Source organism: Amycolatopsis sp. 195334CR (assembly GCF_017309385.1).
Taxonomy (GTDB): domain Bacteria; phylum Actinomycetota; class Actinomycetes; order Mycobacteriales; family Pseudonocardiaceae; genus Amycolatopsis.
In genome coordinates this window covers 260,345-284,934 of record NZ_JAFJMJ010000002.1, presented here as the reverse complement: position 1 = coordinate 284,934, position 24,590 = coordinate 260,345, and the positions used below count along the sequence as shown (strand labels likewise).

The following is a 24,590-nucleotide window of genomic DNA, read 5'->3' as shown; positions in this document are numbered from 1 at the left end:
CGCGCCCGCCGCACGACGGGTTTACCGTCAACCACCGTGCAGATCACCGTGGTAGGCGTGGGAGCCGACGGCTGGGCCGGGCTCTCCGGTCCGGCGCGCGCGGCGGTGGAGGCCGCCGAGGTGCTCATCGGCGGCCCGCGCCAGCTGGACCTGGTGCCGGGCAGCCGGGCCGTCAAGGTGGCGTGGCCCAGTCCGCTGCTGCCCCACCTCGACGCGCTCTTCGCCGAGCACCACGGCCGCCGCGTGTGCGTGCTGGCCAGCGGCGACCCGATGCTGTCCGGCATCGGCACCACGCTGGCGCGCCGGTTCGGCGAGCTGGAGGTGCTGCCCGCGCTGTCGTCACCGGCACTGGCCAGGGCGCGGCTGAAGTGGTCCGCCGAGAGCACCGAGGTGATCAGCGTGGTCGGCCGCTCGCCCCACCGGGTGAACCGCGCGCTGGCGCCGGGCGCGCGGCTCCTGGTGCTCAGCGAGGACGCCACCACCCCGGCGGTGCTCGCCGCGCAGCTCACCGAAGCCGGGTACGGGCCGAGCCGGTTCACCGTGCTGGAGGAACTCGGCGGACCGGCCGAACGGCGGTTCAGCGGGCTCGCCGACGGCTGGGACCACCCGCCGGGCGCGGCGCTGAACGTGGTCGCGATCGAATGCGAGACCAAGGGTGAACCGCTGCCGCGCACCGGCCTGCCCGACCACGCCTTCGAGCACGACGGCCAGCTGACCAAACGCGACGTCCGCGCGGTCACCCTGGCCCGGCTCGGCCCGCTGCCCGGGCAGCTGCTGTGGGACGTGGGCGCCGGTTCGGGCAGCGTCGCCATCGAATGGTCCCGCGCGCACCCGGACAACCGCGCCATCGCGATCGAACGCGACCCCGATCGAGCGGCGCGCATCACCCGGAACGCCCAACGCCTCGGCGTGCCGGAACTGCGCGTGGTGACCGGTGCGGCGCCGGACGCGCTCGACGGCCTCCCGGTGCCCGACGCGGTGTTCCTCGGCGGCGGCATCACTTCCGAGGTGCTGGACGCCTGCCTGCACGCGCCGAAGGTGGTCGCCAACGGCGTCACCCTGGAAACCGAGACCGTGCTCGCCGGCGCGTACGCCCGCCACGGCGGTGACCTGCTGCGGCTGGCCGTCGAGCAGGCGGCGCCGCTCGGCGGGTTCACCGGCTGGACCCCCGCCCGCACCGTGACCCAGTGGAGCTTCACCCGATGACCGTGCACTTCATCGGCGCCGGACCCGGTGCCGCCGACCTGATCACCGTGCGCGGGCGCGACCTGCTCGCCGCCTGCGCGGTGTGCCTGTACCCGGGCAGCCTGACCCCGCCCGACCTGCTCGCGCACTGCCCGCCGGGCGCGCGCGTGGTGGACACGGCGAACCTGAGCCTGGACGAGATCATCGGTGAGCTGACCGCCGCGCACGCCGACGGCCACGACGTCGCGCGGCTGACCTCCGGTGATCCTTCGCTGTACAGCACGGTCGCCGAGCAGATGCGCCGCCTCGACGCGGCGGGGGTGCCCTACGACGTGGTGCCGGGCGTGCCCGCGTTCGCCGCCGCGGCGGCCGTGCTGAACCGCGAGCTGACCGTGCCCGAGGTGGGGCAGAGCCTGGTGATCACCCGGGTGCAGGCGCGGTCGACCTCGATGCCGCCCGGGGAGGACCTGGCCACCTTCGCCGCCAGCGGCACCACGCTCGCGGTGCACCTGGCCATCACCAAGATCGACCGGGTGGCCGCCGAGCTGATCCCGCACTACGGCGAGGACTGCCCGGCGGCCGTGGTCGCGCACGCCTCACAACCCGGCCAGAAGATCCTGCGCGGCACGCTCGCCTCGCTGCCCTCGCAGGTGCGGGAGGCGGGCATCGGCCGGGCCGCGGTGATCTTCGTCGGCCGGACGCTGGCGGCGGAGAAGTTCCCGGACAGCTTCCTGTACTCGGCGGCCCGGGACCGCTCCCGGCAACCGGACTCGCTCTAACCGGGCTCAGCCGGTGAGAGGCCTCGTATCCCGCCAGGCGTTGGTGGTGCAGTGCACCTCGCCACCGCCGACGTGGGCCCAGAACACGTCCTCCACCCAGTTCACCCGGATGCCGCGCAGGGCACGCTCGGTGGCCGCCTTGAACAGGTCCCGGCCGCCGACGACCGGGCCGTGCGGGTCCGGCGCGGCGTACCGGTCCGCGGTCACCGACAGGCCGTTGGTGACCGCCGGGGCCAGCGCCACCAGGCCGGGCGCGCGCTGGGATTCGTGGAACAGCACCGGCACGCGCACCAGCTCGTCGGCCCGCAATCCCGTCTCCCGCAGCATGATCGCCACCTGATCGTCGATGTGCCGGGCCGCGGTCTCGTTCTGCGCCAGGAAATCCGCGTTCCCCAGCAGTTCCTCCACGGTCGGCTGGTACTCGTGGTTCGTGCCTTCGAACAACCGGGTGCCCGTCCCGTTCGCTTGGCGCAGCAGGCTTTCCGCCAACCGCGGGTCGGCCACCATCAGCGTCCAGCCCCGCGCGTTGTCCGCCCGCACCACGTGCAGCGTCTCGTCGACGTGGCCGACCATCAGCCACGACGTGTCGATCGCCACCGGCGGCTGCTGCCCCTGCGCGCCGAGCATCCGCAGGAACGCCGCGTCCGGCTTCCTGTCGCCCGTGCCGTAGTAGATCCGCCCCTTCGGATAACCGCGGTACGGCGGCAGCGCCTCGAAGTTGCCGGTGGCGTTGCGCTGGTCGGTCCAGGCGTCGGCGGGCGGGCCGTCGGTGAACTCCTGCACCACGCCGACGTCCGGCCCGCGGAAGTCGCGGAAGAGCAGGCGCCCGGCCGGGCGCAGCGTCGGCTCGCCCGCGTCCCACTTGTTGGCCGACCGGATCGCCACGCGCATGGTCTGCCGCCCGTTGCTCGCCACCGCCGGTTCGAACAGGTCCTGCATCCAGACGTCCTTCCACCACAGGCTGCTGCCCGCGATGAACCGCGTCGGCACGCCGGCGGTCGCCTGCCGGAGCGTGCCGCTGAACCGGTCCCACTCACCGGGATGCCCGGGTGGCAGCCCCTCGACCGGCCACCCGGGCCCCTCCCCCGGTTTCGCGGCGAACACCGTGGTCGCGGGCAGCAGGTCGTGCTGGAACAGCAGCGGCGCCACCCGCAGTTCCCGGACCACCGCCCGCCCGGCCGAGCGCACGGTGAGGCGCACCCGGCCGTCCCACTTCGCCGCGTCGCGGACGATGTCGCGGCCCTCCACCGCGACATCCACCCCGGTCCGCATCTCCCGCGCCGTGAGCACCTCCCCCGGTGCCAGCACGCGGTACTGCCCACCGCGCCGGACGAACACCCGCAGGTACTCGCCCCGGTCGACCTCGACCCGCGCGGCTTCGCTCCCCTTCAGCCGCAGTTTGGTCAGGTCGTCCTCGTCGCGCCTGCCGTTGACCACCTCGTCGGCGGCGTCGTGGCAGGCCGCCAGCCGACGGTCGACCTCGAGCCCCGGCCGGTCCAGGTCGCCCGGTTCGAGCGCGCACCGGCTGGTGTCGTCGTCCAGGTTCGGCAGGAACACGCCCTCGCCGGTCAACTTCGGTGTGGCGGTCGCGACCCCCGGCACGACCACCGAAGCGCCCACCACCAGCGCGGTGAGCACGATCCCCCGGATCCCCACTGATCAGCCCCTTTCCGATGGCCCTCGAACGGCCGCCTCCGAACGGTAGGAAGATCGGCGGCGGGCGGCATCGGTCGTTGGGAGGAGATCGGGGTGGAGAAGGTCCTCATCCTCGGAGGCACCGCGGAGGCGCGGGCGCTGGCCGTCGCGCTGGCCGAGCGCGGGGTGCCGGTGGTGTCCTCGCTGGCCGGGCGGGTGGCGCGCCCGCGCCTGCCGGTCGGTGAGGTGCGCGTCGGCGGCTTCGGCGGTCCGGACGGGCTCGCCGCGTGGCTGGCCGAGCAGGGCGTCGGCGCGGTGGTCGACGCGACCCATCCGTTCGCGGAACGCATGTCCGCCTCGGCGGTGGCCGCCACCGGTCAGGCCGGGGTCCCGTTGCTCCGGCTCGAACGCCCGGGGTGGCAGGCCTCACCCGGGGACGACTGGCACTGGGCGTCGTCGCTGCCCGAAGCCGCGGACCTGCTGCCGGGGCTGGGCCGTCGCGTGTTCCTCACCAGCGGCCGCCAGGGCCTCCCGGCCTTCGCGCACCTGGACGACCTGTGGTTCCTCATCCGCTGCGTGGACCCGCCGGAGCCGCCGCTGCCGCGGCAGCACGAACTGCTGCTCAACCGCGGTCCGTACCAGGTGGGGGGCGAGATCGAGCTGCTGCGCACGCGCCGGATCGAGGTGCTCGTCACCAAGGACAGCGGCGGCGGCATGACCGCCGCGAAACTGCACGCGGCGCGCCGGCTGGGCCTGCCGGTGGTGCTGGTCCGGCGGCCCGCCCCGGCCGGGGCACCGCACACGGTCGCCACCGTGGAGGCCGCACTGGAGTGGCTGCGCCCACCGGCCGTGGAGACCGCCCCCGAGTCACTACGGCAAGCGGACTAACCGGTCGTGCCGGTGTGGCCACCGTGCGCGAACCAGGGGAATCCGGTATCCCCGCGCAAGGCCCATCCGGGCGGGCGCTAGCGTTGTCGCGATGCCGATCGCGACCCGTAGCCGTTCGGCCGAGCCTGACCAGGCGACAGATCCGGAGCACAACACCCCGGAAAGCAGCCGCATTCGAGTGTGGCGCCTGCTCGCCATCACCCTCGGCCTGTTGTCCGCCGCCTGTGCGCTGGCGGTCCCCTTCATGCCCGTGGTGCAGGACACCGCGCGCATCGCCTGGCCGGCCAACGGTGACACCAGCCAGGTCAACGCCCCGCTCACCGCGTACTGGGCCCAGGACCTGAGCGCCAGCTTCCCGTGCGACACCGTGCGCTCGCTCGACCAGCGCACCGACGGCCCGGCGATGCTGTTCTCCACCGTGCCCGAGGCCAGGGTGCCCGAGGGCACCGGCATGCAGCTGCAGGTGGACAACGGGCTGCTGATCGTGTCGAACCGGGCGCAGCAGCTGGCCCGCCAGCCGCTGCCGCCGGAGAACTGCGACATCGGCGTCTCCTCCACCGTGCACGCCACCACCATCACGGTGGCCGGGCAGGTGCTCTACACCGACTCGAACGACGTGCGCCCGCGGGTGGTCGGCATCTACACCGACATCACCGCCGAGCAGGACCCGATCACCGGCCTGGACGTCTCGGTCACCCCGGACACCCGCTACCAGTCCTCGCCGACCGGCTGGAAGACCGCGGTCAGCGTGCTCTGCGTGCTCTCCCTGATCGGCTGCCTGATCGCGGTGAACCGGCTCGACTCGCGGGTCGCCCGGCGCGCGCCCAAGTGGGCGCCGGTCGGCTGGTGGCGGCTGACCGGCCGCGACACCACGGTCATCGTCGCGCTCGGGGTGTGGGTCTTCATCGGCCCGGTGACCTCGGACGACGGCTACATCCTGACCATGTCCAGGGTCACCGAGGACGCCGGTTTCCTGGCGAACTACCACCGGTGGTTCGGCGTGGCGGAGGCGCCGTTCGGCTGGTTCTACCACGTCTACGAGCTGATGTCGCACGTCAGCGTGGTGCCGCCGTGGATCCGCCTGCCCTCGTTCCTGCTCGGCGTGATCAGCTGGCTGCTGATCAGCCGCGAGGTGATGCCGCGCCTGGGCACCCAGGTGCGCACCAGCCGCGCGGCGGGCTGGGCCGCCGCCGCGGTGTTCCTGGTCTGGTGGATGCCGTTCAACAACGGGGTCCGGCCGGAGCCGGTGGCCGCGGTCGGCTCGCTGCTGGCGATCTGCGCGGTGGAACGCGCACTGGTCACCCGGCGGCTGCTGCCGCTGTGCCTCGGCCTGATCGCCGCCGCGCTGACGCTGGCCGCCACGCCGACCGGGCTGATCGCGGTGGCCCCGTTCCTGGTCGCCGGCCGCCCGCTGTTCCACCTGCTCAAGCAGCGGGCGCGGGGCAGCTGGTCGGCGGTGCTCGCGCCGATCTTCGCGGCCGGGCTGATGGTGCTGGTGGTGGTCTTCGCCGACCAGACCTTCGCCACCGTGCAGGAGGCCACCCGCATCCGCAGCAAGGTCGGCCCCAGCCTGTCGTGGTTCGAGGAGCTGTCCCGCTACGAACTGCTGTTCAGCCCCACCGCGGACGGTTCGGCCGCCCGCCGGTTCCCGGTGCTGCTGGTGCTGCTGTGCACCGGCGCCTGCCTGGTGGTGCTGCTGCGCCGCGGGCGGATCCCGGGTGCCGCGCTCGGCCCGTCGCGGCGGCTGATCGGCACGGTCGCGCTGTTCTTCCTGCTGCTGGCGCTGACGCCGACGAAGTGGACGCACCACTTCGGCGCGTTCGCCGCGGTCGGCGCGGCGATGGCGGCGCTGACCGCGCTGGCCACCAGTTCCACCGTGCTGCGCTCGAAACGCAACCGGGCCGGGTTCCTGGCCGGGTTGCTGGTGGTCGCGGCACTGGCGATGACCGGGCCGAACGCGTACTGGTTCGTCTCGAACATGGGTGTGCCGTGGGCCGCGCAGGCGCCGACCATCCAGGGCGTGAACCTGTCCACCATCCTGCTGGTCGCCGCGGCGATCTCGGCGGTGGTGGCGTTCATGGAGAACGTGCGCGCGCAGCGGCCGGACCGGATGTTCGGCATCCAGCAGGAGAAGGAACGCGGGCGGGCGCTGAAGCTCGGCTCGCTGTCGCTGGTGGTGGTGTGCGGCCTGATGGCCACCGCCGAGTTCGCCTCGATGGCCTGGGCGATCCAGACCCAGCGGTCCAGCTACAGCCTGGGCGCGGCGAACTTCGGGCACCTGTTCGGGCGCAGCTGCAACCTGTCCGACCACGTGATGGTGGAGCGGGAGCCGGTGTCCAGCGTGCTGTCCGCGCTGCCGCCGGACAAGCAGGCCACCGCGCCGATCGAGCAGCCGGAGCCGGCCGACGAGAACGCGCTCCCGTTGCCCGAGCTGGAGAACGGGCCGGTGCAGTCCGGGTTCCACCGCGAGCCGATCGACACCAACGACCCGCTCGACGAGCCACCGCACGGGTTCAAGACCGACACCGTGCCGATGTGGAGCAGCTACCGGACCAAGGAGAGCCCGATCGGGCGGCTGCGCAGCGACTGGTACGACCTGTCCGAGCGGCCGGCCGGTGGGCAGATCGTGATCGCCACCATGTCGCCGCCGACCAAGGCCACCACGGTGGACCTGGAGTTCGGCGCGGAGACCGACGAGGGCATGAAGACCGTCCGCAGCCTGCCGGTGCTGGTGCCCGGTGGCGGCAACTTCCGCTGGAACGACGTGCGGATCGGACTGGACTTCCTGCCGCCCGAGGTGTCCTCGGTCCGGGTGGTCGCGGCCGACAACGACCTCACCGAGGACGGCTGGGTGGCGGCCACCGCGCCCCGCGTGCCGACGTTCACCACGCTGACCGAGCGGGTCGGCGACGCGCCGGTGTACCTGGACTGGCCGGCCTCGTTCGTGTACCCGTGCATGAACCCGATGAAGGTGCGGGACGGGATCGCCGAGGTGCCGTCGTACCGGGTGACCGCCGGTGACCTGGCGTTCGAGGCGGACTGGGCGGGCAGCAAGACCGGCGGGCCGAACGGCTTCCTGGAGGAGGTCGCCGACCAGCCGGAGGTGCCGAGCTTCCTGATGGGCCAGCCGGGGGCGCCGTGGGGGGTGCTGAAGCAACTGGAGCCGTACACCGACGGCGCGCCGCCGATGGTGATCCGGGGCCAGGAGGTGCACTCGGGCTGGTGGTCCCCGGGCCCGGGGCCGGCCCAGCCGGACGGCACCCAGCCGACGCGGTAGCCGACCCCGTCCAGGGCTGGACCCCGAGCCGTCAGTAGCGGCGCGGGGTCCAGACGGAGCCGTCCTCCGAGACGCGCGTCCGTGACGAGCCGATGATCAGCAGGCACCGCATGTCCACTTCGGACGGATCCAGGGTGCCCAGGGTGACCACCCGCACCGACTCCTCCGCCCCGCCCACGTCCCGCGCGAGTACGACCGGGGTGTCCGCGGAACGGTGCCGCAGCAGGACCGACACGGCCGTGGCCAACTGCGTGGTCCGGCTCCGCGACGCCGGGTTGTAGATCGCCAGCACCAGGTCGGCGGCGCCCACCGCGTCCAGGCGGCGTTCGATCACCTCCCACGGCTTCAGCCGATCCGACAGCGACAGCACGCAGTAGTCGTGGCCGAGGGGTGCCCCCACCCGGGCGGCGGCGGCCTGGGCGGCGGTCACCCCGGGCAGGACTCGGACCGAGACCGACGAGAACCGGGCGTCCTCCGCCTGCTCCAGCACCGCCGACGCCATCGCGAAAACGCCCGGATCACCCGACGACACCACCGCCACCGAAGCCCCGGAAAGGGCCAGCTCCAAGGCGTCCACCGCCCGTTCGGCCTCCACCCGGTTTCCCGTGCTGTGCCGCTGCTGGCCCGCCCGTTGCGGCACCCTGGCGAGGTACGGGCCGTACCCGACCAGGTGGTCGGCCGCGCTCAGCGCCGCCGCGGCTTCCGGGGTCAGCCAGTCCGGACCGGCCGGACCCAGGCCCACCACCACAACGGAACCCGGCGAAACCGCCACCGGCGGAGAAGCAGGCGTCCCCCGGACCCGCGAGGCGTAGGCCGGGCTCGGCAACAGGGCCAGCGAGAAGTACGGCACCGAAGCCGGATCCACCTCCGCCAGCCGCTCGATCCGCTGCGAGCCCCAGGTCGCGCGTTCGACGTACCAGGCGTCGTCCAGCTTGCCCGCCTCGGCGAGCGCGTCACGCACCGTGGTGAAGGTCCGCCCGAGCTTGAGCACCGCCGCCGCGTCGGCCTCGGCCAGCTTCATCGCCAGCTGCGGCCCGGGCAGCGTGCCCGGCAGCACGGTCAGCACCTCCTCCTTCTGCACCAGCGGCAGCCCCACCATCGCCGCCGCCCCGCTGACCGAGGTCACCCCGGGGATCACGTGTGCCTCGTACCGGTCGGCGAGCCGCTCGTGCATGTACATGTACGAGCCGTAGAAGAACGGGTCGCCCTCGCACAGCACCACCACGGACCGCCCGGCGTCCAGGTGCTCGGCGAGTCGTTTCGCGCTCAGCTCGTAGAACTCCGCGATGGCGCCGTCGTAGCCGCCGGGGTGGTCGGTGGTCTCGGTGGTCACCGGGTAGACCAGTGCCTCCTCCAGCTGCCCCGCCCGCAGGTACGGCTCGGCCACCGACCGCGCGATGCTGCGCCCGTGCCGCGCGCTGTGGTACGCGATCACGTCGGCCTCGGCGATCACCCGCGCGGCCTTGATGGTCACCAGCTCCGGGTCACCGGGGCCGAGCCCGACCCCGTACAGCACGCCGCTCATTCGACCTCGCTCGCGATCGCGTTCACCGCGGCCACGGCCAGCGCGCTGCCGCCCCGCCGCCCGCGCACCAGCAGGTACGGCGCCGGCGCCCGCTCGGCGAGCGCCTCCTTCGACTCCACCGCGCCGACAAAACCCACCGGCACGCCGAGGATCGCGGCCGGGGCGCCGACCCCTTCGTCGAGCAGCTCCAGCAGCCGGAACAACGCGGTCGGCGCGTTGCCGATGGCCACCACCGAACCGGGCAGCTTGTCGCGCCACAGCTCCAGCGCCGCCGCCGACCGGGTGGTGCCCATGCGCTCGGCCAGTCCGGGCACCGCCGGGTCGGACAGCGTGCACAGCACCTCGTTCGCCGCGGGCAGGCGCTTGCGGGTGATGCCGCTGACGATCATGTTCGCGTCGCACAGCACCGGGGCACCCGCCTCGAGCGCGGCCCGGCCCGACTCCACCACGTCGAGCGTGTACCGCAGGTCCTCGACCAGGTCGACCATGCCGCAGGCGTGGATCATCCGCACCGCCACCGGCACCAGGTCGTCGGGCAGCACGGCCAGATCGGCCTCCGCCCGGATGGTGGCGAAGGAGTGGCGGTAGATCTCCGCCCCGTCCCGGATGTACTCGATCACACGCGTCCTTCCCGCCACTCGTCCACCGACGAGAACCGTTGCCCGTCCACGGAACGACCACCGTCGCCGGTGGCGACCACGTCCACATGGTCGCCCCGGGGTCTACCACAGCGGCGATCGCATCCCGAGAAATGTGCGCGGAGACTCACCGGCAGCGCGGCGGCCACCCGGCGCGCCTCGGCCCGCACGTCGGCGTGCGATTTCGCGCAGCCGGGCGAGCCGATGCACGCGCTCAGCGCAACCCCGGGCGTCGACGGGTCGACGAAGAAGCCCGCGCCGGCGAGCGAAGGACGGGCCTCGGGCAGCACGATCGACCGCCACGGCGTGACCACCACCGACGGCGCCAGCGCGGCCAGCACCCCGGCCTGCGCCCCGGTCAGGCAGCCGAACCACGGCGCCACCACCCGGCCGTCGACCGCGGGCGGGCCGGTCAGCACCGGCCGCTCCGGCTCGACGACCGTCCCCAGTGGACGGACAGCGGCCAGCACCGCGTCGCGTGCCACCGCGGACTCCCGCAGCCGCCACGCCTCCCCGCGCGAAGCCACGAACGCCAGCGCCGCGGCGACCAGCGCCTCGACCGCCCGCGCACGGGTGATCCGCACGCCGGTGTCCTCGCCGTCGATCAGGAAGGCGCCACCGCACCAGGTCACGTCCGCGCGTTCCCCGGCGACGTCCCCGCGGCCGCTGTCGATCGCGAACAGGAACCGGCCCGGCAGCGCGGCCAGGTCCGGTTCCGCGCAGACCGCCCGGTCCAGCGCCGTGACCAGGTCGTCCACCTCGGGCTCCGGTGACGCCAGGTAGTTGCGCACCCGTTCGTGGCTGAACGCGGGCAGCAGCCCGGCGGCGGCGAGCCGTTCCGCCAGCCGGGGGTCGTTCCGCCGGAGGCCCCGCAGCTGCAGGTTCCCCCGTGAGGTCAGGTGCAGTTCGCCGTCGCCGAGGTCGGCCGCGCAGGCGGCGAGTTCGCGCAGCTGCGCGGCGGTGACCCGGCCGCCGGGCAGGCGGACCCTGGCCAGCGCCCCGTCCGCGGCGTCGTGCGTGGCGAAAACGCCGGGACAGGCGTCGGCGCGCTGGCGGATTTCCACGTTCGTCACTGTAAAGGATGTAGTAGATGTACTATCATCTGCACGAGACATTAGATGGGGTGGTGAAGGTCTATGACGAGGGTGGGAGAACCGGTGACCCAGGCGCCCAGACCGGGACCGGCCGGGGACGCGGTGCTGGAGGTCCGCGACCTGCGCATGCGTTACGGCACCAACGACGTGCTCAAGGGGGTGGACTTCACCGCGAGCCGCGGTGAAGTCGTGGCACTGCTGGGGCCGAACGGCGCGGGCAAGACCACGACGATCGAGATACTGGAAGGCTTCCGCATGCGCTCCGGGGGCGAGGTGTCCGTGCTGGGGACCGATCCGGCGCACGGCGACGAGGCCTGGCGCGCCCGCCTCGGCGTGGTGCTGCAGTCCTGGCGCGACCACGGCCGTTTCCGCGTGCGCGACCTGCTCGCGCACCTCGGCCGCTACTACGCGCCGTTCGCCACCGACCAGATCAGCCGTCCGTGGGACACCGATGAGCTGATCGAGACGGTCGGGCTCACCGAACACGCGCACAAGCGGATCGGGCGGCTCTCCGGCGGCCAGCGGCGGCGCCTCGACGTGGCCATCGGCATCGTCGGCAAACCCGAACTGCTCTTCCTCGACGAGCCGACGGCGGGCTTCGACCCGGAGGCGCGGCGCGAGTTCCACGACCTGGTCCACCGCCTCGCCGACGACGACGAGACCACGATCCTGCTCACCACGCACGACCTGGACGAGGCGGAGAAGCTGGCCGACCGCATCCTGATCCTGGCCGACGGCCGCATCATCGCCGACGGCTCGGCCGACGAGCTGTCCCGCCGGATCAGCGGCGAGGCGGAGATCCGCTGGACCCGCGACGGCCAGCGGTTCGTGCACCTGACCACCGAGTCCACCAAGTACGTGCACGAGCTGTTCAAGCAGTACGGCGACGGGATCGGCGAGCTGGAGGTGCGCCGCGCGTCGCTGGAGGACACCTACATGACGCTGGTGCACCAGGCCGAGACCGGGCACGCCACCGAAGCGGTCCGCGAGTTCACGGGAGAGCAGGCATGAACCCGACCACGAACGCCGTCCGGGCCGGGCTGGCCCGCGGGCGGATCGAACTGCGCAACACGCTGACCACCGGCGAGGACCTGGCGGGCACGGTCATCCCGATGCTGATCCTGCTGGTGGTGATGATCTTCATGCGCGGCGCCACCGTGCCCGGCACGGACTTCTCCCTCGGCAGCGCCGCGGTGCCGGGCGTGCTCGGCATGCAGGTGGTCTTCGGCGGCATGATCGGCGTGGCCGGGCAGCTGATGGTCGACCGCGAGGACGGCACGCTGCTGCGCGCGAAGGCCACCCCGCACGGCATGATCGGCTACCTGATCGGCAAGATCACCATGCTCTCCGCCACCGTGGTGGTCAGCCTGCTGATGATCCTGGTGCCCGCGGTGTTCCTGTTCGACGGGCTGTTCGACGGCGGGTTCGGCGCCTGGGCCGGCTTCGTCGCGGTGCTGGTGCTCGGCATGCTGGCCACCATGCCGCTGGGCGCGGCGATCGGCTCGCTGACCGCCAACCCGCGCAACATGGGCCTGGTGATGCTGCCGTTCATGGGGCTGGCGGCGATCTCGGGCATCTTCTACCCGATCACCGCGCTGCCGGAGTGGGTGCAGTGGATCGCGCAGGTGTTCCCGATGTACTGGCTCGGCCTGGGCATGCGCTCGGCGCTGCTGCCGGACGCGCTGGTCGCCGCCGAGATCGGCGAGTCGTGGCGGCACCTGGAGACGGTCGGTGTGCTCGGCGTGTGGGCGGTGGCCGGACTCGTGCTGGCCCCGGTCCTGTTGCGTAGGATGGCCCGCCGTGAGTCGGGTTCGGCGGTGGCCGCCCGGCGGGAACGGGCGATGCAGCGGGTGGGGACGTGAACGGGGAACTCCGATGAGCGAGGCGATCTACAACCGGATCGCCGTGCTCCGGGCCGAACGGGGCATCTCGCGGCGGCAGCTGTCCGAGGCGCTGGGCGTGCACTACCAGACGATCGGCTACCTGGAACGCGGTGAGTACAGCCCCAGCCTCTACCTGGCGCTGAAGATCGCGGAGTACTTCGAGGTGGCGGTCGAGGTGATCTTCTCGACCGCCCCCTTCCCGCGCATCGGCGACTCGGAGCGGTCGGCTTAGATCACCTTGACGCGGGCCACGGCGTGCCCGGAGAGTGAGAGCCGACCTACTCAACGGAGGCGTCCCGCGTCATGATCCTGCTGCTGTCCACTTCGGACACCGATCTGCTCAGCGCCCGCGCGGCCGGGGCCGAGTACCGGCTCGCCAACCCGGCCCGGCTCGAGCTCGCCGAACTGCCCGCGCTGCTCGACGGGGTGCCGGTGGTCGTGGTGCGCATCCTCGGCAACGAGCGGACCTGGCCCGACGGGCTCGCCCAGGTCCGCGCGAGCGGGGCGCACGTGGTGGTGCTCGGCGGCGAGCAGGCCCCGGACGCGGAGCTGATGCGCCTGTCCACCGTGCCCGCCGGGATCGCCGCCGAGGCGCACGCCTACCTCGCGCAGGGCGGCCCGGCGAACCTGGAGCAACTCCACCACTTCCTCTCCGACACGCTCCTGCTCACCGGCCACGGCTTCGAGCCGCCGGTGGAGCAGCCCGCCTGGGGCGTGCTCGACCGCGAACCCCGCACCACCGAGGGTCCGACCATCGCGATCCTCTACTACCGGGCGCACCAGCTCAGCGGGAACACCGCGTTCGTGCACGCGCTGGCCGACGCGGTCGAGGACGCGGGCGGGCGCGCGCTGCCGGTCTACTGCGCCACCCTGCGCACCCGCGAACCCGAGATGATAGCCGAGCTGGCCAAGGCCGACGCGCTGCTGGTCACCGTCCTGGCCGCGGGCGGCACCAAACCGGCCGAGGCGGGCGCCGGCGGGGACGACGAAGCCTGGGACGTGGCCGAGTTCGCCGCCCTGGACATCCCGATCCTGCAGGCGCTCTGCCTGACCAACGACCACCAGGCCTGGTCGGCCAACGACGAGGGCCTGTCCCCGATCGACGCGGCTTCGCAGGTCGCGGTGCCGGAGTTCGACGGCAGGCTGATCACCGTCCCGTTCTCCTTCAAGGAAACCGACAGCGACGGCCTCCCGCGCTACGTGCCGGACCCCGAACGCGCGTCCCGGGTGGCCAAGATCGCGCTCGGGCACGCGCGGCTGCGGCACATCCCGCCCGCCGAGCGCCGGATCGCGCTGGTGCTCTCGGCGTACCCGACCAAGCACTCGCGCGTGGGCAACGCGGTCGGCCTGGACACCCCGGCCAGCGCGGTGAAACTCCTGCGCGCCATGCGGGACCAGGGGTACGACCTCGGTGACGGCCTGCCCGGCCTCGACCCGACCGGCACCGACCAGCCCGACGGCGACGCGCTCATCCACGCGCTCATCGCCGCGGGCGGGCAGGACCCGGAATGGCTGACGCAGGAACAGCTCTCCGGCAACCCGATCCGCGTGCCGGCCGCGCGCTACCGCGAGTGGTTCGACGCGCTGCCCGAGGACCTGCGCGCGGACATGGCGGAGCACTGGGGTCCGCCGCCCGGTGAGCTGTACGTGGACGGCGGCGACATCGTGCTGGCCTCCATCCAGGCGGGCAACGTGCTGCTGATGATCCAGCCGCCGCGCGGGTTCGGCGAGAACCCGGTGGCCATCTACCACAACCCCGACCTGCCGCCGAGCCACCACTACCTGGCCGCCTACCGCTGGCTGGAGGAGGACTTCGGCGCCCACGCCGCGGTGCACCTGGGCAAGCACGGCTCGCTGGAGTGGCTGCCGGGCAAGACCGCCGGGCTGTCCGCGTCGTGCGCGCCGGACGCGGTGCTCGGCAGCCTGCCGCTGATCTACCCGTTCCTGATCAACGACCCCGGGGAGGGCGCGCAGGCCAAGCGCCGCGCGCACGCCACCATCGTCGACCACCTGGTGCCGCCGATGGCCCGCGCCGAGAGCTACGGCGACATGGCGCGGCTGGAGCAGCTGCTCGACGAGCACGCGAACATCGCCGCGATGGACCCGGCGAAGCTGCCCGCGATCCGCGCGCAGATCTGGACGCTGATCCAGGCCGCCAAGCTCGACCACGACCTCGGCGTGGACGAACGCCCGCACGACGCGGAGTTCGACGACTTCCTGCTGCACATCGACGGCTGGCTGTGCGAGGTCAAGGACGCGCAGATCCGCGACGGGCTGCACATCCTCGGTGAAGCGCCGGCCGGCGAGGCGAGGGTGAACCTGGTGCTGGCCATGCTGCGGGCGCAGCAGATCTTCGGCGGTCAGCACGGCGCGGTTCCCGGTCTGCGTTCGGCCTTGGGGCTCAAGGAGAACGGCGACGCGCCGACGTCCGAAGTGGACGCCATCGAGGCGACCGCGCGCAAGCTCGTCGAAGCGATGGAGCAGCGCGACTGGGCCCCGGCCGCGGTCGGGGCGGTGTGCACCGAGGTGCTCGGCGCCCCGGACGAGACCGTCCACAAAGTACTGTCCTTCGCCGCGGACGAGATCGTGCCGAGGCTGGCCGGGACCACCGGGGAGATCGACGCGGTGCTGCACGCGCTCGACGGCGGGTACGTCGCAGCCGGGCCGAGCGGGTCGCCGCTGCGCGGGCTGATCAACGTGCTGCCCACCGGCCGCAACTTCTACACCGTCGACCCGAAGGCCATTCCGAGCAGGCTGGCCTGGGAAACCGGGCAGGCGCTGGCGGATTCGCTGCTCAAGCGGTACCGCGAGGACACCGGTGAGTGGCCGCCGTCGGTCGGGCTCTCGGTGTGGGGCACCGCGGCCATGCGCACCTCGGGTGACGACGCCGCGGAAGTGCTGGCGCTGCTGGGGGTTCAGCCGGTGTGGGACGAGGCTTCGCGGCGGGTGACCGGGATCGAGGCGATCCCGCTGGCCGAGCTGGGCCGCCCGCGCATCGACGTCACGGTCCGGATCAGCGGGTTCTTCCGCGACGCCTTCCCGCACGTGATCGAGCTGCTCGACGACGCGGTCCGGCTGGTGGCCGGGCTGGACGAGCCGGACTCGGAGAACTTCGTGCGGGCGCACGCGAAGGCGGACCTGGCCGAGCACGGTGACGAACGCCGCGCGACCACCCGCATCTTCGGCTCGAAGCCGGGTTCCTACGGCGCCGGGCTGCTGCCGCTGATGGACTCGGGCAACTGGCGCGACGACGCCGACCTCGCCGAGGTGTACGCGGTGTGGGGTGGTTACGCCTACGGCCGCGACCTCGACGGCGCCCCGGCCCGGTCGGACATGGAAACCGCGTACCGGCGGATCACCGTGGCGGCGAAGAACACCGACACCCGCGAGCACGACATCGCCGACTCGGACGACTACTTCCAGTACCACGGCGGCATGATCGCCACCGTGCGCGCGCTGACCGGCCAGGCCCCGGTGTCCTATGTGGGCGACAGCACCACCCCGGACGCGGTGCGCACCAGGACGCTCGGCGAGGAGACCACGCGCGTGTTCCGCGCGCGGGTGGTGAACCCGCGCTGGATCGGCGCGATGCGGCGGCACGGGTACAAGGGCGCCTTCGAACTGGCGGCCACGGTGGACTACCTGTTCGGCTTCGACGCCACCGCGGGCGTGGTGCAGGACTGGATGTACGAGAAGCTCTCCGAGTCCTACGTGCTGGACAAGGAGAACCAGGAGTTCCTGACCAAGGCGAACCCGTGGGCGCTGCGGGGCATCATCGAGCGGCTGACCGAGGCCGCCGACCGGGGCCTGTGGGCCGAACCCGACCCGGACCTGCTGGCCCGCATGCGCGAGGTCTACCTCCAACTGGAAGGCGACCTGGAGGAGTAGCCCCCGCGATGCTGTGAATGTGGCTTTCACTGCGCCTGGCGCAGTGAAAGCCACATTCACAGCGGCAGCGCGCGCCGGTCAGCTCGCTTGCTGTTCGGCGATCCAGGGCGTGTAGGCCGTCACGTCGGTCCACACGCCGAGGCCGCTGGCGCACTTCGGGTCCTGGTCCCCGTCACGGCTGGTGGCGCCGATCAGCTCCCACTCCCCCGTGCGGCCCTTGATCTGCGGCCCGCCCGAGTCGCCGTGGCAGCCCATCGCGTCCGGGGTGTCGGTCCCGGTGCAGATCTCCTGCCCCTCGGCGAAGTTGGTGCAGTCCGAAGCGGCCATCACCTTGGTGTCCAGTTCCTGGAGCACGTCCGGCGCCCCGCAGTTCTGGTCGACGCAGTGCTCACCCCAGCCGAGGATCCGGGTCGCCGTGCCCGTCTCCCCCGCGGCGGCGGCGATCCTGATCGGCTGCTCGCTCACCTTCTTGTCCAGCTTGAGCAGCGCGATGTCGTTCCCCGGCGGGTTCAGCCCGCTGTAGTCCGGGTGCACGATGATCTTGCCGACGCCGGTCTCGGTGCCGCCGCTGGCGTGCTCCCGCGCGCCGATCCTGGTGGTGACCTCCTCCGGCTTGGCCCCGTCGACGCAGTGCGCCGCGGTCACCACCCATTCGTCGCTGATCAGCGAGCCACCACAGAAGTGGTTCCCCGCCTGCTGCAACGACACCATGAACGAGTAGTCCTCGGTGGCGTCGTGGCCCCCGATGACGTACGGCGTGGGCCCCTCGGCCGCCGCGGCGACCCCCGGGACCAGCACCGCGCCCGCGGCGGCCAGTCCGGCCACCAGCACCCCTGTTCTGCGAAGCATTTTCGTGATCTCCCCGTAGACGACGATTTGCTGACAGAGGTCACACTATGGGGTGATGATCACCACGGGATCATTCCTTCGGCCGGGCCGCCATCGGCCGGATGGCCGACCCCGCGCCGCCACGCCAGCTCACCCGCGCTGAGCCGCCACGGTCGCAGCCGCAGCACGGTGAACCGCTCGTCCAGCGGGTCGTCCACGCCCAGGATCCGCAGGTCGAAGCCCAGTGGCGGGTCGGCCGCGCCGAACAGCTCCCACACGTGCCGCCGGATCGACGGCGCATCGGCGTACTCGGCCTCGCATTCGGCCACGGCCACCTCGTGCCCCGGATCCCAGTACGAGCACGAGACGTAGGGCGTGCGCGCCAGGTGCGCGCGCTTCAACGGCGTCGGTCGCGTGGTCACCCAGCCAGTGAGGCCGTCCGCGCCGGTTTCCCAGTACGGGTGCACCACGCGCGACCGCGGCCGCCCGCGCCGGTCGACCGTGGCCATCGAGCACCAGACCACCCGGTGGGCCACCCGCACGAAGCCGGCCACCACCTCGCCGGGGGTCACCGCCGATTCCACAACCATGGTTGTGTACTTTAACCCGATGAGCGAGCCACCGGTAGAGCCGAGCCGGACCGAACTGTCGCTGCTGTCCCTGTTCGCCGGCTGGGCGATGACCGGCGAGGTCCAGCGGCGGATGGACGGCGACGGGTTCGAGCGGCTGCGGTTCAACGACGGCTTCGTGCTCCAGCACGTGCTCGCCGGACCGCTGACCGTCTCCGCGCTCGCCGAGCGCATGGGCGTCACCCAGCAGGCCGCGTCGAAGGCGGTGGCCGATCTGGTCCGCCGGGGTGTGCTCACCAGGAAGCCCGCCCCGGACGACGCGCGGGCGCGCCTGCTCGAACTGACCGGGTTCGGGCGCGCGTCGGTCGAATCCGCGCGGGCGCACCGGGCCGCGCTGGAGTCCGAATTGGAAGCGGAGTGGGGCGTCGACCGGGTCGCCGATGCCCGCGCCCTGCTGGCGGAAATCCTCCACCGCCTCGGCGGCACCGAAGCCGTGCGGCAGCGCCGGGTCCGCCAGTTGGACTGAACCGACTTTCGGCTTATCGCCTAACCGCTGCCGACCGTCTACAGTCCTCATCCGGTGCACCCGGCGGGGCGAATCCCCTGCGGGGCAACAACTTTCTGGGAGGACCGGCAAGTGGGCAATTCACCGGAACGAAGAAGACTCCGGCGCGGGGTCACCGCGGGCGCGCTCGCCGTGGCGCTCGCGGGCGGGCTGGCGTCCGCCACCACCGCGACCGCCGCGGACAACGTGGTCCGCGCGGACAAATCGGTCAACCGATCCTGTTTCGCCGCCCCACTGCCGAAGAACGCGCCCGGCGCGGACCGCCGCGAGGTGACCGCCTCGGTGGACGGGCTGGTCCAGGCCCGGCTGTCGCCCTCGCGCGGCAGCGAGGGCGACTGGGACCTCGCCGTGTTCGACAAGGCCTCCGGCAAGGTGGTCGCCGCGTCCGCCGGACTGCGCACCCGTGAACTCGCCGAGAGCTTCGTCAAGCAGGGCCAGCAGCTCGTCGTGCAGGCGTGCCGCTACGGCGGTCCGGCCCGCAACGCCGTGCTCGGCGTGGACTTCCTCGCGCTGACCCCGCAGGGCACCGCCCCGCAGAAGGCCGAACTGGTCCGCGTGCACACTCCGTCCAAAAAGGACAAGGACCGGCTGCTGGACCTCGGCCTCGACGTGACCGAGAAGGCCGACGCCACCGGTGTCGAGGTCGTGCTGGCCGGTGACGAGGACCGCGGCAAGCTGGCCGCCAGCGGCCTGCAGTCCACCGTGGTCATCGGTGACCTGTCGGCGAAGTCGGTGCAGAACGCCAAGACCGACGCCGAGTTCGCGGCGAAGGCGCCGCCGAGCGTGCTGCCGTCGGGCCGCACCGCCTACCGCCACCTCTACGACTACGAGTTCGAGGTGAAGGAACTCGCGCGGAACAACCCGAACCTGGTGCGCGCGTTCACCCTGCCCGAGGCCACGCACGAAGGCCGCGACGTGGTCGCCGCCGAGGTGGCCACGAACGTGACCAACCCGGCCGACGGCAAGCCGGTGAACTTCACCATGGGCGTGCACCACGCCCGCGAGTGGCCCGCCGGTGAGCACGCCATGGAGTGGCTGCACGAACTGGTCAAGGGCTACCGCACGAACAACGCCGAACTGAAGAACCTGGTCGGCCGCACGCGCAACATCGTCGTCCCGATCGTCAACCCCGACGGCTTCTCCATCTCCCGTGAGGCCGAGCCGCGCGGTGACTTCACCCTGTTCGACTACGAGATGAAGCGGAAGAACTGCAACGCCGCCGACTCGCCGCCGCAGTACGCCACCGGCGTGTGCAAGGCGAACCCGGCGGGCAGGCTGCGCGGCACCGACCCGAACCGCAACTACGCCGGGTTCTGGGGCGGTCCCGGTGCGGCGACCGCGTGGAGCGACGACACCTTCCGCGGTTCCGGCCCGTTCTCCGAGCCGGAGACCCGCAACATCCGCTCGATCGTGTCCTCGCGCCAGGTGACCAACCTGATCACCCTGCACACCTACTCCAACCTGGTGCTGCGGGTGCCCGGCGTGGCCGACGTGCGGGCGCCGCTGGAGGAGCCCGCCTACGCCGCGCTCGGCGCGAAGATGGCCTCCCGCAACGGGTACACCAACCAGCCGTCGTGGGCGCTCTACGACACCACCGGGTCCACCGAGGACTGGTCCTACTGGGCCACCGGTGGCTGGGGCTTCACCTTCGAGATCGGCCCGAACGAGTTCCACCCGCCGTTCGCCGACGGGGTGATCGCCGAGTACGCCGGGCTGGCCCCGGCGGCGGGCGCGGGCAAGGGCGGCAACCGGCAGGCGTTCGTCGACATGCTGGCCAACGCCGCCGACCCGGCCGCGCACTCCACGCTGATCGGCTCGGCGCCCAAGGGGTACGAGCTCAAGCTGCACAAGACCTTCCAGACGCCGACCTCGCCAGTGCAGAACCCGGACGGCTCGACCGGCGCGCCGATCTACGTGACCGACCAGCTGGACTCGAAGCTGACCACCACCGGCGGCCGGTTCGCCTGGTCGGTCAACCCGTCGACCCGGCCGTACGTGGCCGGCCGGTACGGGCGCGACCCGCAGGGCCCGCCGCAGGCCGGGATCACCCTGGCCAACCCGCCGGGCGTGCCCGCGGAGAACCAGGACTACCCGAACGACGACGTCAACGTGGAGAGCGTGCCGTTCCACGTGGACGGGCTGCCCGCGGTGGACAACGGCAAGCTGACCGTGGCGGTGGACTGGACCAGCACGGCCACCGACTGGGACGTCTACGTGTTCGACTCGACCGGCAAGCTGGTCACCCAGTCGGCCAACGGCAGCACGCGCTCCGAGCGCGCGGTGATGTTCGATCCGCCCGCCGGTGACTACCTGGCCGTCTTCGTCAACTACGACCAGGTCGACCCGGCGAGCCCGGACGACTGGACCGGCCGCGTCGAGTTCGCCTCGCCGCTGCCGACCACCTACGGGCCCAAGGAGGCGTACACGCTGACCTGCACCTCGCCGCGCGGCAAGATCGTCGGGCTGACCGACGTGTTCGCCGATCGCGGGCAGACGGTGGACGTCGGCGAGGTCTGCACCCGCTCGGCCAGGGCCACCAAGGAACGCAACGGCGGCTGATCGCGCCGGACCGGAAGCGCCCCGGCGGGCATCACCCCGCCGGGGCGTTTTCGCGCTGCGGGACGGGCGCGCTGCCCGCAGGCTGGTCGGGTGACTGACCAGAGCGCGCTGTGGCTGTTCGCCGACCAGCTCGGCCCGCACTTCCGCACCGGGGACCTGGCGGACCGGCCGATCGTGCTGATCGAGTCGGCGCACGCCTTCGCGCACAAGCGCTTCCACCGGCAGAAACTGCACCTCGTGCTGGCCGGGATGCGGCAGCTCGCGGCCGAGCTCGGCGATCGCGTCACCTACCTCCGCGCGCCGACCTACCGGGCCGGGCTGGCCGAGTACGGCAGGCCGGTGGTGGTGCACGAACCGGGTTCGCACGCGGCCAACCGCCTGGTGCGCCGGCTGCACCGCGAGGGCGTGGTGACCGGGATCCGGCCGACACCGGGCTTCACCCGGACCAAGGCGGACTTCGCCGACTGGGCCCGCGACCGGCGGCGCTTCCTGATGGAGGACTTCTACCGCGACCAGCGCCGCCGGCTCGGGGTGCTGCTGGAACCCGACGGCGAACCGGTGGGCGGGCGGTGGAACCTCGACCAGGAGAACCGGAAACCACCGCCGAAGCAGCGCACGCTGGACGTGCCGGGACCGTGGCAGCCGCGGGAGAACGCGATCGACGACGAGGTCCGCGCGGACCTGGACCGGATGGCGCGCGACGGCGAGATCCAGCCCATCGGCGTCGACGGGCCGCGCCGGTTCGCGGTCAGCCGTGCCGAAGCGCTCCGGGCGCTGCGGAAGTTCCTCGACGACCGGCTGCCCACCTTCGGCCCGCACCAGGACGCGATGCTCGGCGCGGACTGGGCGATGTCGCACGCGCTGCTGTCGGTTCCGCTGAACCTCGGCCTGCTCGACCCGCTCGACGTCGCCGAGCGGGCCGCCGCCCGCTACGAGGCCGGCCGCGCGCCGCTGGCCTGCGTCGAAGGCTTCGTCCGGCAGCTGCTGGGCTGGCGCGAGTGGGTGTGGCAGCTGTACTGGTACCTCGGCCCGGACTACCTGGGGCGCAACAGGTTGCTGGCCAGGAAGCCGTTGCCGGACTGGTGGCGCGACCTCGATCCCGACGCGGTGACCGCGCGGTGCCTGCGCACCGCGTTGACCGGGGTGCGGGACCGCGGCTACGCCCACCACATCGAACGGCTGATGGTGCTCGGCAACCACGCGCTGCAACGCGGTTACCAGCCGCGCGAGCTGACCGAGTGGTTCGCCACCGCGTTCGTCGACGGCTTCCCGTGGGTGATGCCCGCCAACGTGATCGGGATGAGCCAGTACGCCGACGGCGGCATCGTGGCGACCAAGCCGTACGCGGCGGGCGGCGCCTACCTGAACCGGATGAGTGACCACTGTGGACGGTGCGAGTTCGATCCGAAGGTGCGCGTCGGGGCCGACGCCTGCCCGTTCACCGCGGGCTACTGGGCCTTCCTCGACCGCAACGCCGACCGGCTGCGGGACAACCACCGGATGCGGCAACCGCTGAACGGCCTTTCCCGGCTGTCCGATCTGGACGCGCTGGTCGAGCAGGAGAGGGAACGGGAGGACTTTTGAGCGTCGCGATCGCGTTGTTCACCAGGGATCTCCGGGTGCACGACAACCCGGTGCTGACCGCGGCGGCGAAGGCGGACCGGGTGATCCCGTTGTTCGTGCTGGACGAGCGGATCACCGGCACGCCGAACCGGGCCGCCTTCCTCGCCGCCTGCCTGCGGGACCTGGACGCCGGGCTGAAGGAACTGGGCGCGCGGCTGGTGAACCGGCGCGGGAACCTGGTCGACGAGGTGTGCGCGTTCGACGCCGACGAGGTGCACGTGGCGGCCGACGTGAGCGCGTTCGCCCACCGGCGCGAGGACGCGCTGCGGGAGGCGCTGGGCGATCGGCTGGTCGTGCACGACGCGGTGACCACGGTGCTCGCGCCGGGCGCGGTGACGCCGACCGGCGGCAAGGACCACTTCGCCGTGTTCACCCCGTACTTCCGGCGCTGGTCGGAGGCCGACCGGCGCTCGGTGCTCGAACCACCGCGGTTGACACCCGCGCGGGTGCGCCTCGGGAAAGTGCCGTCGGCCAAGGACATCTGCGCCGGGAAGACCGCGCCGGGACTGCCGGACGGCGGTGAGCGCGCGGGCCGCGAACTGGTGGACGACTGGTTCGGCGGGCAGGTGGACGAGTACACGCGGTTGCAGGACGACATGGCCGCCGGTGGCACGTCGAGGCTTTCACCGCACCTGCACTTCGGCTCGGTGTCGGCGAACGAGCTGGTCCACCGCGCGGGCCGGTCGGCCGGGGCCGAGGCGTTCGTGCGGCAGCTGGCCTGGCGCGACTTCCACCACCAGGTGCTCGCCGCGCGCCCGGCCAGTTCGCACACCGACTACCGCTCCCACGGCGACCGCTGGCGTAAGTCCACAAAGGACCTGGATGCCTGGCGGGAAGGCCGTACCGGGGTGCCGATCGTGGACGCCGGGATGCGCCAGCTGCTGCGGGAGGGCTGGATGCACAACCGGGCGCGGCTGATCGTCGGCAGCTTCCTGACCAAAACGCTGTACGTGGACTGGCGGGAGGGCGCGCGGCACTTCCTCGCGCACCTGGTGGACGCGGACGTGGCGAACAACCAGCTCAACTGGCAGTGGGTGGCCGGGACCGGCACCGACACGCGGCCGAACCGCGTGCTCAACCCGATCCTGCAGGGGAAGCGGTACGACCCGCGGGGTGACTACGTGCGCGAGTACGTGCCGGAACTTTCGGGCATCGAGGGCCCGGCGGTGCACGAACCGTGGAAGCACAGCGGCGCCGAGGACTACCCGTCCCCGATCGTCGACCTGCGGACCGGCGCCGACCGCTTCCTGCGTGCCCGCGGCAAGTAGCCCGCCCGGCGCCGGGGCGCGTGAGACGATCGGGGGCGTGCCGGTGGAACCGATCGACCCAGACCGGGTCGAGCGTGCCCTCGACGGCCTCGGCGATCGCGCCACCGTGCGCGAGTGGGCCGACCGGTTCGCCATCCTCGCCGATCCCTCGCGCCTGACCCTGCTGGTGTGCATCCACTACGCCGAGGAGATCTGCGTCTCCGACCTGGCCACGGCGGCCGGGATGAGCGACACCGCCGTCTCGCACGCGCTGCGGCTGTTGCGCGCGCACGGCCTGGTCACCGGCCACCGCACCGGCCGCGTGGTGCGCTACCGCCTCGCCGACGCCACCGCGCACGACCTGATCCACCACGTCCGCCCCCACCCCGGCGCTGGCAGGCACCACC

18 protein-coding genes and 1 pseudogene are annotated in these 24,590 nt (G+C 72.5%); 13 read left to right on the top strand and 6 right to left on the bottom strand.

The annotated features are described in order from the left end of the window. Positions 1–36: 36 nt before the first annotated feature. Positions 37–1,206 carry a precorrin-6y C5,15-methyltransferase (decarboxylating) subunit CbiE gene (cbiE, locus tag JYK18_RS24080; RefSeq protein WP_307796032.1) on the top strand — a complete coding sequence of 390 codons (1,170 nt, stop codon included), beginning with the start codon at positions 37–39 and terminating at the stop codon, positions 1,204–1,206. Continuing rightward, the gene (cobM, locus tag JYK18_RS24075; RefSeq protein WP_206804943.1) at positions 1,203–1,964 is read left to right on the top strand and encodes a precorrin-4 C(11)-methyltransferase; all 762 of its coding nucleotides are present in this window, start codon (positions 1,203–1,205) and stop codon (positions 1,962–1,964) included. The genes cbiE and cobM overlap by 4 nt, the downstream gene beginning before the upstream one ends. A 6-nt stretch (positions 1,965–1,970) precedes the next feature. Here the strand turns inward: cobM and JYK18_RS24070 are convergent, their stop codons facing one another. Then, positions 1,971–3,620: a protein-arginine deiminase family protein gene (locus JYK18_RS24070; protein ID WP_206804941.1), complete on the bottom strand. Its 1,650-nt coding sequence runs from the start codon at positions 3,618–3,620 to the stop codon at positions 1,971–1,973. A gap of 93 nt (positions 3,621–3,713) precedes the next feature. Between JYK18_RS24070 and JYK18_RS24065 the strand changes: the two genes are divergently transcribed. Beyond that, positions 3,714–4,487 (top strand): cobalt-precorrin-6A reductase, encoded by a 774-nt coding sequence (locus JYK18_RS24065; protein WP_307796031.1) that lies wholly within the window; start codon positions 3,714–3,716, stop codon positions 4,485–4,487. A gap of 91 nt (positions 4,488–4,578) precedes the next feature. Then, a complete protein-coding gene (locus JYK18_RS24060; protein ID WP_206804939.1) occupies positions 4,579–7,764 on the top strand; it encodes an arabinosyltransferase domain-containing protein in 3,186 nt (1,061 codons plus the stop codon). 31 nt (positions 7,765–7,795) lie between these two features. Here JYK18_RS24060 and JYK18_RS24055 read toward each other — a convergent pair whose 3' ends face one another. The 3 genes from JYK18_RS24055 to JYK18_RS24045 are packed head-to-tail and all read right to left on the bottom strand — an operon-like array spanning position 7,796 to position 11,042. Continuing rightward, on the bottom strand, positions 7,796–9,289 hold the full coding sequence (locus JYK18_RS24055; protein ID WP_206804924.1) for a precorrin-2 C(20)-methyltransferase: 1,494 nt from the start codon (positions 9,287–9,289) through the stop codon (positions 7,796–7,798). After that, a complete protein-coding gene (locus tag JYK18_RS24050) occupies positions 9,286–9,909 on the bottom strand; it encodes a precorrin-8X methylmutase (protein ID WP_206804922.1) in 624 nt (207 codons plus the stop codon). The genes JYK18_RS24055 and JYK18_RS24050 overlap by 4 nt, the downstream gene beginning before the upstream one ends. Continuing rightward, positions 9,906–11,042, bottom strand: a complete 1,137-nt coding sequence (locus JYK18_RS24045) for a precorrin-3B synthase (RefSeq protein ID WP_206804920.1) — start codon at positions 11,040–11,042, stop codon at positions 9,906–9,908. The genes JYK18_RS24050 and JYK18_RS24045 overlap by 4 nt, the downstream gene beginning before the upstream one ends. Positions 11,043–11,147: 105 nt before the next feature. Between JYK18_RS24045 and JYK18_RS24040 the strand changes: the two genes are divergently transcribed. The 4 genes from JYK18_RS24040 to cobN all read left to right on the top strand — a co-directional run bounded on the left by JYK18_RS24040 (position 11,148) and on the right by cobN (position 16,792). Next, positions 11,148–12,032 (top strand): ABC transporter ATP-binding protein, encoded by an 885-nt coding sequence (locus JYK18_RS24040; RefSeq protein ID WP_206808083.1) that lies wholly within the window; start codon positions 11,148–11,150, stop codon positions 12,030–12,032. Beyond that, positions 12,029–12,883 carry an ABC transporter permease gene (locus tag JYK18_RS24035; protein ID WP_206804918.1) on the top strand — a complete coding sequence of 285 codons (855 nt, stop codon included), beginning with the start codon at positions 12,029–12,031 and terminating at the stop codon, positions 12,881–12,883. The genes JYK18_RS24040 and JYK18_RS24035 overlap by 4 nt, the downstream gene beginning before the upstream one ends. Positions 12,884–12,896: 13 nt before the next feature. Further along, positions 12,897–13,136: a helix-turn-helix transcriptional regulator gene (locus JYK18_RS24030; RefSeq protein WP_153034440.1), complete on the top strand. Its 240-nt coding sequence runs from the start codon at positions 12,897–12,899 to the stop codon at positions 13,134–13,136. A 71-nt stretch (positions 13,137–13,207) separates the two neighbouring features. Then, positions 13,208–16,792 (top strand): cobaltochelatase subunit CobN, encoded by a 3,585-nt coding sequence (gene cobN / locus JYK18_RS24025; RefSeq protein WP_206804916.1) that lies wholly within the window; start codon positions 13,208–13,210, stop codon positions 16,790–16,792. Between the two features lie 78 nt (positions 16,793–16,870). On the opposite strand, the gene JYK18_RS24020 is transcribed toward cobN, so the two are convergent. Then, a complete protein-coding gene (locus tag JYK18_RS24020; protein ID WP_206804914.1) occupies positions 16,871–17,641 on the bottom strand; it encodes a trypsin-like serine protease in 771 nt (256 codons plus the stop codon). Positions 17,642–17,700: 59 nt separating this feature from the next. Continuing rightward, entirely contained in the window at positions 17,701–18,210 is a 510-nt protein-coding gene (locus JYK18_RS24015; protein WP_206804913.1) for a pyridoxamine 5'-phosphate oxidase family protein, read from the bottom strand. Positions 18,211–18,229: 19 nt separating this feature from the next. Between JYK18_RS24015 and JYK18_RS24010 the strand changes: the two genes are divergently transcribed. The 5 genes and pseudogenes from JYK18_RS24010 to JYK18_RS23990 form a co-directional block, all read left to right on the top strand. Beyond that, complete coding sequence (locus JYK18_RS24010; protein WP_206804903.1) at positions 18,230–18,715, top strand: MarR family winged helix-turn-helix transcriptional regulator; 486 nt, start codon at positions 18,230–18,232, stop codon at positions 18,713–18,715. A 111-nt stretch (positions 18,716–18,826) separates the two neighbouring features. Further along, entirely contained in the window at positions 18,827–21,313 is a 2,487-nt protein-coding gene (locus tag JYK18_RS24005) for a M14 family zinc carboxypeptidase (protein ID WP_206804894.1), read from the top strand. Between the two features lie 90 nt (positions 21,314–21,403). Beyond that, positions 21,404–22,897, top strand: a complete 1,494-nt coding sequence (locus JYK18_RS24000; protein ID WP_206804892.1) for a cryptochrome/photolyase family protein — start codon at positions 21,404–21,406, stop codon at positions 22,895–22,897. Next, positions 22,894–24,204: a deoxyribodipyrimidine photo-lyase gene (locus tag JYK18_RS23995; RefSeq protein WP_206804889.1), complete on the top strand. Its 1,311-nt coding sequence runs from the start codon at positions 22,894–22,896 to the stop codon at positions 24,202–24,204. Before JYK18_RS24000 ends, JYK18_RS23995 begins: the two co-directional genes overlap by 4 nt. Positions 24,205–24,241: 37 nt before the next feature. Then, positions 24,242–24,571 (top strand): annotated as a pseudogene (locus JYK18_RS23990) (ArsR/SmtB family transcription factor); the annotation flags it as partial. Positions 24,572–24,590: the final 19 nt, after the last annotated feature.